Annotated in this window: 12 protein-coding genes; 3 read left to right on the top strand and 9 right to left on the bottom strand. The window is 72.2% G+C overall.

Going from position 1 to position 12,451, the window contains the following annotated elements; translation table 11 throughout:
* Nucleotides 1-18: 18 nt before the first annotated feature.
* From ABZ565_RS21810 to rimP, 5 genes are all read right to left on the bottom strand, one after another.
* A complete protein-coding gene (locus tag ABZ565_RS21810; RefSeq protein ID WP_018521454.1) occupies nucleotides 19-315 on the bottom strand; it encodes a DUF503 domain-containing protein in 297 nt (98 codons plus the stop codon).
* Nucleotides 316-452: 137 nt separating this feature from the next.
* Nucleotides 453-3,521: a translation initiation factor IF-2 gene (gene infB / locus ABZ565_RS21805; RefSeq protein WP_361029217.1), complete on the bottom strand. Its 3,069-nt coding sequence runs from the start codon at nucleotides 3,519-3,521 to the stop codon at nucleotides 453-455.
* A 147-nt stretch (nucleotides 3,522-3,668) separates the two neighbouring features.
* Entirely contained in the window at nucleotides 3,669-3,947 is a 279-nt protein-coding gene (locus ABZ565_RS21800) for a YlxR family protein (protein WP_361029214.1), read from the bottom strand.
* A 119-nt stretch (nucleotides 3,948-4,066) separates the two neighbouring features.
* Nucleotides 4,067-5,107 (bottom strand): transcription termination factor NusA, encoded by a 1,041-nt coding sequence (gene nusA, locus ABZ565_RS21795; RefSeq protein WP_018102330.1) that lies wholly within the window; start codon nucleotides 5,105-5,107, stop codon nucleotides 4,067-4,069.
* A 2-nt stretch (nucleotides 5,108-5,109) separates the two neighbouring features.
* Nucleotides 5,110-5,607, bottom strand: coding sequence for a ribosome maturation factor RimP (rimP, locus tag ABZ565_RS21790; RefSeq protein ID WP_361029211.1), 498 nt, complete (start codon nucleotides 5,605-5,607; stop codon nucleotides 5,110-5,112).
* 175 nt (nucleotides 5,608-5,782) lie between these two features.
* Between rimP and ABZ565_RS21785 the strand changes: the two genes are divergently transcribed.
* The 3 genes from ABZ565_RS21785 to ABZ565_RS21775 are packed head-to-tail and all read left to right on the top strand — an operon-like array spanning nucleotide 5,783 to nucleotide 7,746.
* Entirely contained in the window at nucleotides 5,783-6,319 is a 537-nt protein-coding gene (locus ABZ565_RS21785; RefSeq protein WP_361029208.1) for a hypothetical protein, read from the top strand.
* Entirely contained in the window at nucleotides 6,316-6,798 is a 483-nt protein-coding gene (locus tag ABZ565_RS21780; protein ID WP_361029205.1) for a ferritin-like domain-containing protein, read from the top strand. Before ABZ565_RS21785 ends, ABZ565_RS21780 begins: the two co-directional genes overlap by 4 nt.
* 42 nt (nucleotides 6,799-6,840) lie before the next feature.
* Complete coding sequence (locus ABZ565_RS21775; protein ID WP_361029202.1) at nucleotides 6,841-7,746, top strand: aminoglycoside phosphotransferase family protein; 906 nt, start codon at nucleotides 6,841-6,843, stop codon at nucleotides 7,744-7,746.
* Nucleotides 7,747-7,803: 57 nt separating this feature from the next.
* On the opposite strand, the gene ABZ565_RS21770 is transcribed toward ABZ565_RS21775, so the two are convergent.
* The 4 genes from ABZ565_RS21770 to ispG form a co-directional block, all read right to left on the bottom strand.
* Nucleotides 7,804-9,507, bottom strand: coding sequence for a proline--tRNA ligase (locus ABZ565_RS21770; RefSeq protein WP_361029199.1), 1,704 nt, complete (start codon nucleotides 9,505-9,507; stop codon nucleotides 7,804-7,806).
* 69 nt (nucleotides 9,508-9,576) lie between these two features.
* Nucleotides 9,577-10,146 carry a GNAT family N-acetyltransferase gene (locus ABZ565_RS21765; protein WP_361029196.1) on the bottom strand — a complete coding sequence of 190 codons (570 nt, stop codon included), beginning with the start codon at nucleotides 10,144-10,146 and terminating at the stop codon, nucleotides 9,577-9,579.
* Between the two features lie 40 nt (nucleotides 10,147-10,186).
* Nucleotides 10,187-11,032 carry a GNAT family N-acetyltransferase gene (locus tag ABZ565_RS21760; RefSeq protein WP_361029193.1) on the bottom strand — a complete coding sequence of 282 codons (846 nt, stop codon included), beginning with the start codon at nucleotides 11,030-11,032 and terminating at the stop codon, nucleotides 10,187-10,189.
* Between the two features lie 163 nt (nucleotides 11,033-11,195).
* Nucleotides 11,196-12,350, bottom strand: a complete 1,155-nt coding sequence (gene ispG / locus ABZ565_RS21755; protein ID WP_361029190.1) for a flavodoxin-dependent (E)-4-hydroxy-3-methylbut-2-enyl-diphosphate synthase — start codon at nucleotides 12,348-12,350, stop codon at nucleotides 11,196-11,198.
* Nucleotides 12,351-12,451 lie beyond the last annotated feature (101 nt).

The raw sequence follows: 12,451 nt of genomic DNA, 5'->3' as shown, positions 1-12,451 counted from the left end.
GTCTCCTTCTCGCCTTGCTCAATCGTCTTCGTCGCTGTGCAGCCGCCGTCGTACGGACAGCAGCTCCACTTCCGGCCGGGCGGCGACGAGGCGCTCGCACCGGTCGAGTACGTCTGTGAGGTGCCGGGTGTCCCCGGAGACCACGGCGAGGCCGATCTCGGCCCTGCGATGGAGATCCTGCCCGCCCGTCTCCGCCGCGCTCACCGCGTACTTGCGCTGGAGTTCGGCGACGATCGGACGGACCACGGAACGCTTCTCCTTCAGCGACCGTACGTCGCCGAGAAGCAGGTCGAAGGACAGTGTCCCCACATACATGTATGTCCGGATGTCCCGCCGGTTCGGGTTCGTGCCCCGCCGATGATCGGCGGGGACACAAGAACCGTACACGGAACGGCCGGGGCCGATCGACGGAAATAGGTCCCGTCGACCGGCCCCGACTGTTGAGGTACGGGTCAGCCTCGCGGCTTCTCGCGCATCTCGTACGTCGCGATGACGTCGTCGATCTTGATGTCGTTGAAGTTTCCGAGGTTGATACCGCCCTCGAAGCCTTCGCGGATCTCGGTGACGTCGTCCTTGAAGCGGCGCAGACCGGAGATGGTGAGGTTCTCCGCGACGACCTTGCCGTCGCGCAGCAGGCGCGCCTTGGTGTTGCGCTTGACCTCGCCGGACCGGACGAGCACACCGGCGATGTTGCCCAGCTTGGACGAGCGGAAGATCTCGCGGATCTCCGCCGTACCGAGCTCGACCTCTTCGTACTCCGGCTTGAGCATGCCCTTGAGGGCCGCCTCGATCTCCTCGATCGCCTGGTAGATGACCGAGTAGTAGCGGACGTCCACACCCTCGCGGTCGGCCATCTGCTGCGCACGCCCTGCGGCGCGCACGTTGAAGCCGATCACGATGGCGTCGGAGCCGGTCGCCAGGTCGATGTCCGACTCGGTGACCGCACCCACACCGCGGTGCAGGACCCGGATGTCGACCTCTTCACCGACGTCGAGCTGGAGCAGCGAGGACTCGAGAGCCTCCACCGAACCGGACGCGTCGCCCTTGATGATGAGGTTGAGCTCCTGGACCAGACCGGCCTTGAGCGCCTCGTCCAGGTTCTCCAGGGAGAACCGGACACCCTTGCGGGCGAAGTTGGCGTTGCGCTCGCGGGCGGCACGCTTCTCGGCGATCTGGCGGGCCGTACGGTCCTCGTCCACGACGAGGAAGTTGTCGCCGGCGCCCGGGACGTTGGTGAGACCCAGCACGAGGACGGGGGTCGACGGACCCGCTTCCTCGACGTTCTCGCCCTTGTCGTCGAGCATCGCGCGGACACGGCCGTAGGCGTCGCCGACCACCATCGTGTCGCCGACCCGCAGGGTGCCTCGCTGGACCAGGACGGTCGCGACGGCACCGCGGCCGCGGTCGAGGTGGGACTCGATCGCGATGCCCTGCGCGTCCTGCTCCGGGTTGGCCCGCAGGTCGAGCGAGGCGTCGGCGGTGAGGACGACGGCCTCCAGAAGAGCCTCGATGTTGAGGCCCTGCTTGGCGGAGATGTCGACGAACATCGTGTCGCCGCCGTACTCCTCGGCCACCAGACCGAACTCGGTGAGCTGACCGCGCACCTTGGTCGGGTCGGCACCCTCGACGTCGATCTTGTTGACCGCGACCACGATCGGCACGTCGGCCGCCTTGGCGTGGTTCAGCGCCTCGATCGTCTGGGGCATCACACCGTCGTTCGCCGCCACCACGAGGATCGCGATGTCGGTGGACTTCGCACCACGGGCACGCATGGCGGTGAACGCCTCGTGACCCGGGGTGTCGATGAAGGTGATACGGCGTTCCTCGCCGTTGACCTCGGCACCGACCTGGTACGCACCGATGTGCTGCGTGATGCCGCCGGCCTCGCCCGCGATGACGTTCGTCTTGCGGATCGCGTCCAGGAGCCGCGTCTTACCGTGGTCGACGTGACCCATGACGGTCACGACCGGCGGACGGGAGACCAGGGCCTCTTCGCCGCCCTCGTCCTCGCCGAACTCGATGTCGAAGGACTCGAGCAGCTCGCGGTCCTCCTCCTCCGGGCTGACGATCTCCAGGACGAAGTTCATCTCGTCCGCGAGGAGCTTCAGCGTCTCGTCGGAGACGGACTGCGTGGCGGTGACCATCTCGCCGAGGTTCATCATGACGCCGACCAGCGAAGCCGGGTTGGCGTTGATCTTCTCGGCGAAGTCGGTGAGCGAGGCACCGCGCGACAGCCGGACGGCCTGTCCGTTGCCGCGAGGCAGCATCACGCCGCCGACCGACGGGGCCTGCATGGCCTCGTACTCCTGGCGCCTCTGCCGCTTCGACTTGCGGCCACGACGCGCGGGACCGCCGGGACGGCCGAAGGCGCCCTGCGTGCCACCGCGGCCACCGGGGCCGCCGGGACGGCCACCGAAGCCGGGACGGCCGCCGAAGCCGCCGCCACCGCCGGGACGGCCCGCGCCGCCACCGCCGCCGCCGGGACGGCCGGCGAAGCCGCCGCCACCGCCGCCGGGACCGGCCGGACGACCCGCGAAGCCGCCGCCACCGGGACGGCCCGCGCCGCCCGGACGACCGCCGCCACCGCCGGGACCGCGGCCACCGCCGGGGCCACCACCGGGACGCGGGCCGGCAGCGGGACGCTGCGGCATCATGCCCGGGTTGGGCCGGTTACCACCGGGGCCGCCGCCCGGACGGGGCGCCTGCGGCCGGGGCATGCCGCCCGGAGCCGGACGCGGCGCGCCACCCTGGCCCTGCGGGCGCGGGGCGCCACCGGGGCCACCCTGCGGACGCGGGGCGCCGGGGCGCTCCTGGCCGCCACCGGGACGCGGGGCGCCGCCGGGACGGGGTGCCTGCGGACGGGACATGCCCGTCGAGCCACCGGAGGTGAAGGGGTTGTTGCCCGGACGGGGACCGGCCGGACGGGCGCCGGGGCGCGGGGCGCCCTGGCCGGCGGGACGCGCGGGGCGCTCGCCGCCGCGGCCGCCGTCACGCTGGCCGCCACCCTGCTGACCGGACGGGGCCGGACGCGCGGGACGGGGGCCGGGGGTCGCGCCGGCGGGGCGCGGTGCCTGCGGCGCGGCCGGCTGGGCCGGGGCCGGGGCCGAGAACTCCGCGGCGGGCACCGGCGTGACCGGGGCCTTCGGCGCGGGCTTCGGGCCCGGACGCGGGCCGGAGGCCGGCGCCGACGGGGCGGAGGGGGTGCTGCTCGGGGCCTCGGCGGCGGCCGGCTTGGGGGCCGGGGCGCCGGGCTTCGGGGCAGCGGGACGTGCCGCGGCGGCCGGAGACGGCGCCGCGGGCTTGGTGGGGGCGGCCTTGCGGGGCGCGCCCGGCTTGGCAGCGGGCTTGCCGGCGTTGCCGCCGGGCCCCTGCAGTGCGTCAGTCAACTTGCGCACGACCGGCGCCTCGATCGTCGAGGACGCCGAACGGACGAATTCACCGAGTTCTTGGAGCTTGGCCATGACGACCTTGCTCTCCACACCGAACTCCTTGGCGAGTTCGTATACCCGGACCTTAGCCACTTCGCTCCTTTTAGGTCCGGGTTACCGCCGGACCGTCGCTACTTCATGGGCGTACTCATCGCGTACTCATCGAGTGCTCATCGCAATCTCGACCTACTTCCAACTCGCGAGGTACCTGACCGCACGGGGACCCGTGCCGTTCATTTCTTACGGTGTCACCCGCTCGACGAACCGCTGTACCGCGGTCGGGTCGAACGGCCCCTTGGCCTTGAAGGCCCGGGGGAAGGCCCGGCGGCGAACCGCCAGGTCCAGACAGTCGGGGACGGGATGCACGTACGCACCCCGGCCGGGCAGCGTACCGCGAGGATCGGGGACGCAGGCGTCCCCGTCCGCGACGATGCGCAGCAACTCGGTCTTGGCCGCCCGCTCCCGGCATCCCACACAGGTTCGTTCAGGGCAAGCGCGGGCGAGCGTCCGGCCAGACACGGCTAAGTCTACCTCCCCGCACCGACCTCACCCCTTTGGGGCAAAAATCGAACGTACGTTGTCGTGATCTCAGCGACCGGCCGACGGGATCTATTCCCCGTACGCCGCTCGCGGGTGCGTCAGCGCCGGTCCGAGCGCTCCCGCGCCCGCTCGGCGCGCTCGCGGTCGGCGACGTCGCGCTCGGCGTCGGTCTCGGTGTCCGGGCGGATGTCGATGCGCCAGCCGGTGAGCCGGGCGGCCAGGCGGGCGTTCTGCCCCTCCTTGCCGATCGCCAGGGAGAGCTGGTAGTCCGGCACGGTCACCCGGGCGGAACGGGCACCGAGGTCCACGACCTCGACCTCGCTCACCCGTGCGGGTGACAGCGCGTTGGCGACCATCTCCGCCGGGTCGTCCGACCAGTCCACGATGTCGATCTTCTCACCGTGCAGCTCGGCCATCACATTGCGCACACGACCGCCCATCGGGCCGATGCACGCGCCCTTGGCGTTGAGCCCCGAACGGGTCGAGCGGACCGCGATCTTGGTGCGGTGACCGGCCTCGCGGGCGATCGCGCAGATCTCCACGGAGCCGTCGGCGATCTCCGGGACCTCCAGCGCGAACAGCTTCTTCACCAGGTTCGGGTGGGTCCGTGACAGCGTGACGGAGGGGCCGCGCACACCCTTGGCGACGCGCACGACGTACGTACGCAGCCGCAGACCGTGGGTGTACTCCTCGCCGGGGACCTGCTCCTGCACCGGGAGGATGGCCTCCAGCTTGCCGATGTCGACCAGGACGTTCTTCGGGTCCTTGCCCTGCTGGACGACGCCGGTGACGACATCGCCCTCGTGGCCCGCGTACTCGCCGAACGTGCGGTCGTCCTCGGCGTCACGCAGACGCTGGAGGATGACCTGCTTGGCGGTGGTCGCGGCGATCCGGCCGAAGCCCGACGGGGTGTCGTCGAACTCCTTGGGCTCCTGCCCCTCCTCCAGATCGGCCGGGTCCTCCTTGGCCCACACCGTCACATGGCCGCGCTCGTCCAGCTCCACGCGCGCCCTGCGGTGGCTGCCGTCCGTACGGTGGTACGCGATGAGGAGGGCCGACTCGATCGCCTCGACCAGGACGTCGAACGGGATCTCCTTGTCCTGCGCCAAGCCCTTCAGCAGCTTCACGTCGATGTCCACGGCTACGCCTCCTCTTCCTTCTTGTCCTTGCGGTTGAATTCCAGCTCCACGCGGGCCTTGGTGATCTCGTCGAAGGCGATCCGGCGGGCGGTGGGCTTGCGGCCCTTGACGCCCGGCACCTCCAGATCGAGACCGTCCTCGTCCACCGCGAGGATGCGGGCCACCAGTTCGCCGCCCTCGCGCAGGGTCAGCCTGGCGAGGCGCCCCGTGGCGCGTACGTAATGGCGGTGCTCCGAGAGCGGGCGGTCGGCGCCGGGCGAACTGACCTCCAGGACGTATTCGTCCTCGCCCATCACATCGGTCTCGTCCAGCTTCGCGGAGATCGCGCGGCTCAGCTCCGCGCAGGTGTCCAGCTCGACACCCTCATCGGAATCCACGACGATCCGCAGCACTCTGCGGCGGCCTGCCCGGGAGACTTCGATCTCTTCCAGCTCCAGTTGCTCGGCGCTGACGAGCGGTTCGACCAGCCCGCGCAGCCTCTCGCTCTGGGTGGTGCTCATCCGGGTGACTCCTCGGCCGCGTGTGCTGTTGTGGGGATCTCGCGTGTCTGGTCAAAGGGTATCCGGTCGCAAGGGGTGTTGCTGTCCGCCGGTCCTCCGAGCGCGGGTACGCTCACAGGCGGTGATCACTTCCGGACAGATCCAGTCAAGACAGGTCCAGCCCGAAGGAGAGCAAGTGCGGCGTACGGGGACGACGCGCAGGGGCGCGCTCGCGGCGACCGGCGCGCTGGCCGCCGGGGCGGTGCTGTCCGGCTGCGGAAGCGACGACGACACGGGCGGAGGCACCAAGGGCTCCGCGCACGGTGGCGCACGGACCGCCGCCGACGGGGCGTCCTCGGTACGCGCGGAGAAGGCGCTGCGCACCAGCGCCACCCGCACCACGGCGACCCTGCTCGCCGGTTACGAGCACGCGCTCCGGGCCCACCCGACGACGGCGACGGCCCTCACCCCCCTGCGCGACGCGGTCCGCGCCCACCTCAAGGCGCTCTCCCCCGGGAAGGCCCCGGCGCTCGGCATGGCCCGCTCGCGCGCCACCGGCCCCGCCGCCGCGGTCAAGGAACTGGCGGCGGCCGAGCGCTCCGCGGCGGACGCCTACACCGCCCTGCTCCTGGAGGCGCCCGGGGAGCTCGCCCGGCTGCTGGCCTCGGTCGCCGCCGCCTGCGCGGCGCACGCCTACCTGCTGACCGAACTGGCCAAGGAGACCCCGGCATGAGCGACGGCAAGAACGACGGCCCGCTGGAAGCGGCCCAGGCGGCGCTGGCCGCCGAGCACGCCGCCGTCTACGGCTACGGGGTCGCGGGGGGCCGGGTCGCGGCGGAGCGCCGGGCCGAGGCCACCGCCGCGTTCCACGCCCACCGCGCCCGCCGCGACGCCCTGGTGCGCACGGTCCGGGACCTGGGCGGTGAGCCGGTGGCCTCGGACGCCGCGTACGCTCTGCCGTTCGCGGTGCCGGACGCGGCGGCGGCGGTCCGGCTCGCCGCGGTGCTGGAGGACCGCGTCGGGTACGTCTACTCCGACCTCGTCCGGGCCGCCGACGGGTCGTTGCGGCGCAGCGCGGCGGACGCGTTGCGGGAGGCGGCGGTACGCGCGGCGCGCTGGCGCGGCAGCGGCGTACCCTTTCCCGGGCTCGCCGAGCGGGCCGGGGCGAAGGCCGGGACGGACGCGAAGGCCGGAGCCGGTGCCCGGCGCTGACACGGGCGCACCGCAGAAGGCTTGAAAGGGAACACATCACGTATGGGTTTTGAACCGCCGCAGCGTCTGGTGCGAGCGCTCGGTGAGTCGTACGGGGATACGGCCGCCGGGGACTGGCTCGCGGGGCTTCCCGCACTGACCGAGCGGGCGCTGGCCGCGACCGGCCGCACCCCGGTCGTGGAGCGGGTCGCGGCCCCCGGCGGGCGCAGCAGCCTGGTTCTGCTGGTCCGGGGGGCCGACGGCACCCCGGCCGCCCTGAAGCTGGCCCCCTCCGGTGCCGCGCCGGAGCTCGAACAGGCGGCGCTGGCGCACTGGAACGGCTGGGGCGCGGTGCGGTTGCTCGAACCCGTGGCCGGCGCGCTGCTCCTGGAGCGGCTGCACCCCGAGATGTCGCTGCGGTCGCTGCCGGAGGCGAAGGCGCTGCTGGAGGCGGCCGGGACGGTGCGCCGGCTCTGGGTCGACCCGCCGGCCGGGCACGGCTTCGAGACGGTGACCGAGCGGACGGGGCGGCGGGTGGACGCCATGCGCGCCGCCGCCGCATCCGATCCGGCGCTCGAACCGCTGGTCACCGCCGCGCTGGCGGCCCGCGAGGAGCTGGTCGCCGGCTCCCCCGAGACGCTGCTGCTGCACGGCAACTTCCGGCAGAGCAAGGTGCTCGCGGGTGAGCGGGCGCCCTGGCTGACGGTCGGGCCGGAGCCGCTGGTCGGTGAGCGGGCCTACGACCTGGCGCGGCTGGTCCGGGACCGGGTGGAGGACCTGATCGCGTCGCCCGCCGGGGCGACGACGGCCCGGCGCAGGGTCAAGAAGCTCGCGGACTCGCTGGATGTGGACCAGGAGCGGCTGCACGGCTGGACGCTGTTCCGTGCCGTGGAGTCGGGCACCCGGGCGCTGGCGGCCGGGCGCCGTCAGGAGGGCGAAGTGACGCTGGAGTTCGCCGGCTGGCTGTAGACGCGGGCAAGGGCCCCGCACGAGATCTTCGTGCGGGGCCCTTGCGCGTGCGGAGCGTCAGTCCTGCTGCTCCGAGAGGCGGGCGATGGCCTCCTCGACCGTCAGCTCCTCGCGCTCGCCGGTGCGGCGGTCCTTCAGCTCCAGGACGCCTTCGGCCGAGCGGCGGCCGGCGACCAGGATCTTCGGGACGCCGATCAGCTCGGAGTCGGTGAACTTGACGCCGGGCGAGACGCCGGCGCGGTCATCCACCAGGACGCGCAGTCCGGCGGCGGCCAGCTTGTCGGAGACCTCCAGGGCCAGTTCGGTCTGGAGGGCCTTGCCCGCGGCGACGACGTGGACATCGGCCGGGGCGACCTCGCGGGGCCAGCACAGGCCCTTGTCGTCGGCGGTCTGCTCGGCGAGGGCGGCCACGGCGCGGGAGACGCCGATGCCGTACGAGCCCATCGTGACGCGGACGGGCTTGCCCTGCTGGCCGAGCACGTCGAGCGCGAAGATGTCGGCGTACTTGCGGCCGAGCTGGAAGATGTGGCCGATCTCGATGGCGCGGTCGACCTGGAGGCCGGTGCCGCACTTGGGGCAGGCGTCGCCCGCCTCGACCACGACGACGTCGAGGTAGTCGTCCACCTCGAAGTCGCGGCCCGCGACGACGTTCTTCGCGTGCTTGCCGTCCTTGTTGGCACCGGTGATCCAGGCGGTGCCGGGGGCGACGCGGGGGTCGGCGATGTAGCGGACCTTCTCCAGGCCCTGCGGGCCGACGTAGCCGCGTACGAGGTCGGGGCGGCCCACGAAGTCCTCGGCGGTGACCAGCTCGACCACGGCCGGGGCCAGGTGCTCGCCCAGCTTGCCGAGGTCCACCTCGCGGTCGCCGGGGACGCCCACGGCGACGATCTCGCCGTCGACCTTGACCAGCAGGTTCTTCAGCGTGGCGGAGGCCGGTACGCCGAGGTGGGCGGCCAGGGTCTCGATGGTCGGGGTGTCGGGGGTGTCCAGCTCCTCGACGGGGCCGGTGCCCGAGGCGTCGCCGGGGGTGGCGTTGAAGGTCACGGCCTCGGTGTTGGCCGCGTAGTCGCAGTTCGGGCAGTCCACGAAGGTGTCCTCGCCGGCGGGCGCCGGGGCCAGGAACTCCTCGGACGCCGAGCCGCCCATGGCGCCGGAGACGGCGGAGACGATGCGGTGGTCCAGGCCGAGCCGCTCGAAGATGCGGATGTACGCGGCGCGGTGCAGCTGGTACGCCTCGGCCAGGCCCTCGTCGGTGGTGTCGAAGGAGTACGAGTCCTTCATCTGGAACTCGCGGCCGCGCAGCACACCGGCCCGGGGGCGGGCCTCGTCGCGGTACTTCGTCTGGATCTGGTACAGGATGACCGGCAGGTCCTTGTAGGACGAGCACATGTCCTTGACGACCTGGGTGAAGATCTCCTCGTGCGTGGGGCCGAGGAGGTAGTCGGAGCCCTTGCGGTCCTGGAGCCGGAACAGCAGGTCGCCGTACTCGTCGTACCGGCCGCTCGCCTCGTAGGGCTCCTTGGGCAGCAGCGCGGGGAGCAGGACCTCCTGGCCGCCGATGGCGTCCATCTCCTCGCGGACGACGCGGGTGATGTTCTCCAGGACCTTCTTGCCGAGCGGCAGCCAGGACCAGATTCCGGCGGCGGTGCGTCGTACGTAGCCGGCTCGGACGAGGAGCTTGTGGTTGAGCGTCTCGGCGTCCGCCGGGTCGTCGCGCAGTGTCTTGATCATCAATCGGGACATGCGCTGGACCTGGGCCATGGTGAACTCCTGCTCGGAAGGGTGATGGGCCCGAGGTTAGCGGGGCGGCCCGTGCGGGCGGAAATCCATTCAGCGAGCGCGGCGCAGTGGCAGGGGTGCTCCCATGACCGCGTACGGCTTCGGGGCGCTGGGGAAGAGCACCCGGCGGGCCAGGTCCTGGTAGCCGAGGGAGCGGTAGAGGCCGCGGGCCGGGCTCTCGGTGTCGATCGCGGAGAGGATCGAGCGGGGCTGGGCGACGGCGTCGGTGATGGTGGTGATCAGGGTGCGGCCGATGCCCCGGTTCTGGAAGTCCGGGTGGACGTGGAGCTCGGTGATGACGAAGGCGTCGTCCAGCCAGTGGGCGCTGCCGGTGGCGCGGAGGTAGGGCTCGACGACGGTGGACCACCAGTGGCCGCGGTCGTTGGGCATGCCGTAGACGAAGCCGACGAGCCGGCCCCCGGGTGTCAGGGCGCCCAGGGCGCGGGCGTGCGGGTGGTCGAGGTGCCGGAGCACGATGTGCCGGCGGACCTCGACCTCCCCGGCGCTCAGGCCGAAGGCGACGGCCTGGACGGCCAGGGCCTCGTCGACGCGGGCCGCGAGGTCGATCGGCCCGACCCGGACGCCGGTGGTGCGGGGGCCGCCCCCGGAATCTGCTGCCATGGGCCGACCCTACTGTCCGGGCCGCCGGGGCGGGGGCGGGTCAGAAGAGCACGCTCATGAAGGCGCCGGTCTCCCGGAAGCCGATGCGACGGTACGCCTTGCGCGCGGGGGTGTTGTAGTCGTTGACGTACAGGCTGACGACCGGGGCGACATCGGCCAGCGCGTACCGCAGTACGGCGGCCATGCCGGTCTCGGAGAGGCCGCGGCCGCGGAATTCCGGGGCGACCCACACGCCCTGGATCTGGCACGCCTGGGGGGTGGTGGCGCCGATCTCCGCCTTGAAGACGACCTTGCCGTCGTCGATCCGGGCGAAGGAGCGGCCCGCGCCGATGAGTTCGGCGACACGGGCCTGGTAGAGGAGTCCGCCGTCGCCGGCCATCGGGGAGACGCCGACCTCCTCGGTGAACATGTCCACGCAGGCGGGCATCAGGATGTCCATCTCGTCCTTGCGGACGCGGCGGACCAGCGGGTCGGGTTCCACGTCGGCGGACGGGCTCTCGGTGACCATGAGGGGCTGGTTGGCCCGGACCTCGCGGGCCGGGCCCCAGCCCGGTTCGAGGAGGCGCCACAGCTCGGCGGTGGGCTCGGCGGGGCCGACGATCGAGGAGCAGCGGCGGCCGGCCCTGCGGGCGCGGTCGGCGAAGGCGCGGACGGCTTCGGGGCCGGCGCAGATGGGGACGAGGTTGGCGCCCGAGTAGCACAGGGAGCGCAGCCGGCCGTCGGCGTACCAGCCCCACATCTCGCCGCCGAGGCGCCAGGGGTCGAGTCCGGCGATCTGGACGCGGGACGTCACGAAGGCGTTGGCCACGGGCTCGCTCTCCAGGACGGCGAGCGCTGCGCCGAGGTCGCTGGGTTCGAGGACCCGGGTAGTGGTGTGCGTCAACACGAGGGGGCCTCACCATGCGGTCTGCTGATTTCCGCACTGTAACCGAAGAGCCTGAGCGACGCCGCCCGTGCCCGGGAACGACTGTGCGCACCCGCGGTGAGGCCGCTCACGGAGGCGCCCCGCCGAGGGCTTCCTCGCGGGGCGCTGCCGGGGTTGCGGCGGGTCAGCTGATGGAGACCTCGGGCTCGCCGGAGGCGACGCCGTCCTTCTCCATCTGCTCGGCGATCTTCATGGCCTCCTCGATGAGGGTCTCCACGATCTTCGACTCGGGTACGGTCTTGATGACCTCGCCCTTGACGAAGATCTGGCCCTTGCCGTTACCGGAGGCGACGCCGAGGTCGGCCTCGCGGGCCTCGCCGGGGCCGTTGACGACGCAGCCCATGACGGCGACGCGCAGCGGGACCTCCATGCCCTCCAGACCGGCGCTGACCTGGTCGGCGAGCTTGTAGACGTCGACCTGGGCGCGGCCGCAGGAGGGGCAGGAGACGATCTCCAGGCGGCGCTGGCGCAGGTTCAGCGACTCCAGGATCTGGATGCCGACCTTGACCTCCTCGGCGGGCGGCGCGGAGAGCGAGACGCGGATGGTGTCGCCGATGCCCTCGCTGAGCAGCGCGCCGAAGGCGACGGCCGACTTGATGGTGCCCTGGAAGGCGGGGCCGGCCTCGGTGACGCCGAGGTGCAGCGGGTAGTCGCACTGGGCGGCGAGCTGGCGGTAGGCGTTGACCATCACGACCGGGTCGTTGTGCTTGACCGAGATCTTGATGTCGCGGAAGTCGTGCTCCTCGAAGAGGGACGCCTCCCAGAGCGCGGACTCGACCAGCGCCTCGGGGGTGGCCTTGCCGTACTTCTGCAGCAGCCGGGCGTCCAGCGAGCCGGCGTTGACGCCGATCCGGATCGGTGTGCCGGCGTCCTTCGCGGCGCGCGCGATCTCCTTGACCTTGTCGTCGAACTGCTTGATGTTCCCCGGGTTCACGCGCACCGCGGCGCAGCCGGCGTCGATCGCGGCGAAGACGTACTTCGGCTGGAAGTGGATGTCCGCGATCACCGGGATCTGCGACTTGGCCGCGATGGTCTTCAGGGCGTCCGCGTCGTCCTGCGTGGGGCAGGCCACGCGCACGATCTGGCAGCCGGAGGCGGTGAGTTCGGCGATCTGCTGAAGCGTCGCGCCGATGTCCGACGTACGGGTCGTCGTCATCGACTGCACCGAGACGGGCGCGTCCCCGCCGACCGCAACCGATCCGACCTGGATCTTCCGGCTGACCCGCCGTTCGGCGAGCTTGGTCGGAACGGCGGGCATTCCGAGAGAAATCGCAGTCATGCGCTGAGCATCCCCAAGGTGTGGATCGAGGTCCCGGTATCGGCGGGCTCCGGCCTTCGAGGTTACGTCACCGAGGGCGGCCGGGAGCACACCGCGTCCGG

This window comes from Streptomyces sp. NPDC016469 (assembly GCF_040632905.1).
In the GTDB taxonomy this organism is placed as follows: Bacteria; Actinomycetota; Actinomycetes; order Streptomycetales; family Streptomycetaceae; genus Streptomyces.
Note: the sequence above shows the minus strand (reverse complement) of the source record. Positions and strands in the feature narration are given on the sequence as shown.

What these genes read in the sequence shown, in the direction of transcription:
- ABZ565_RS21810 (WP_018521454.1), bottom strand. Translation starts at nt 315, where the DNA reads ATGTATGTGGGGACACTGTCCTTCGACCTGCTTCTCGGCGACGTACGG.
- rimP (WP_361029211.1), bottom strand. Translation starts at nt 5,607, where the DNA reads ATGAGCACCACCCAGAGCGAGAGGCTGCGCGGGCTGGTCGAACCGCTC.
- ABZ565_RS21780 (WP_361029205.1), top strand. Translation starts at nt 6,316, where the DNA reads ATGAGCGACGGCAAGAACGACGGCCCGCTGGAAGCGGCCCAGGCGGCG.
- ABZ565_RS21775 (WP_361029202.1), top strand. Translation starts at nt 6,841, where the DNA reads ATGGGTTTTGAACCGCCGCAGCGTCTGGTGCGAGCGCTCGGTGAGTCG.
- ABZ565_RS21770 (WP_361029199.1), bottom strand. Translation starts at nt 9,507, where the DNA reads ATGGCCCAGGTCCAGCGCATGTCCCGATTGATGATCAAGACACTGCGC.
- ABZ565_RS21765 (WP_361029196.1), bottom strand. Translation starts at nt 10,146, where the DNA reads ATGGCAGCAGATTCCGGGGGCGGCCCCCGCACCACCGGCGTCCGGGTC.
- ispG (WP_361029190.1), bottom strand. Translation starts at nt 12,350, where the DNA reads ATGACTGCGATTTCTCTCGGAATGCCCGCCGTTCCGACCAAGCTCGCC.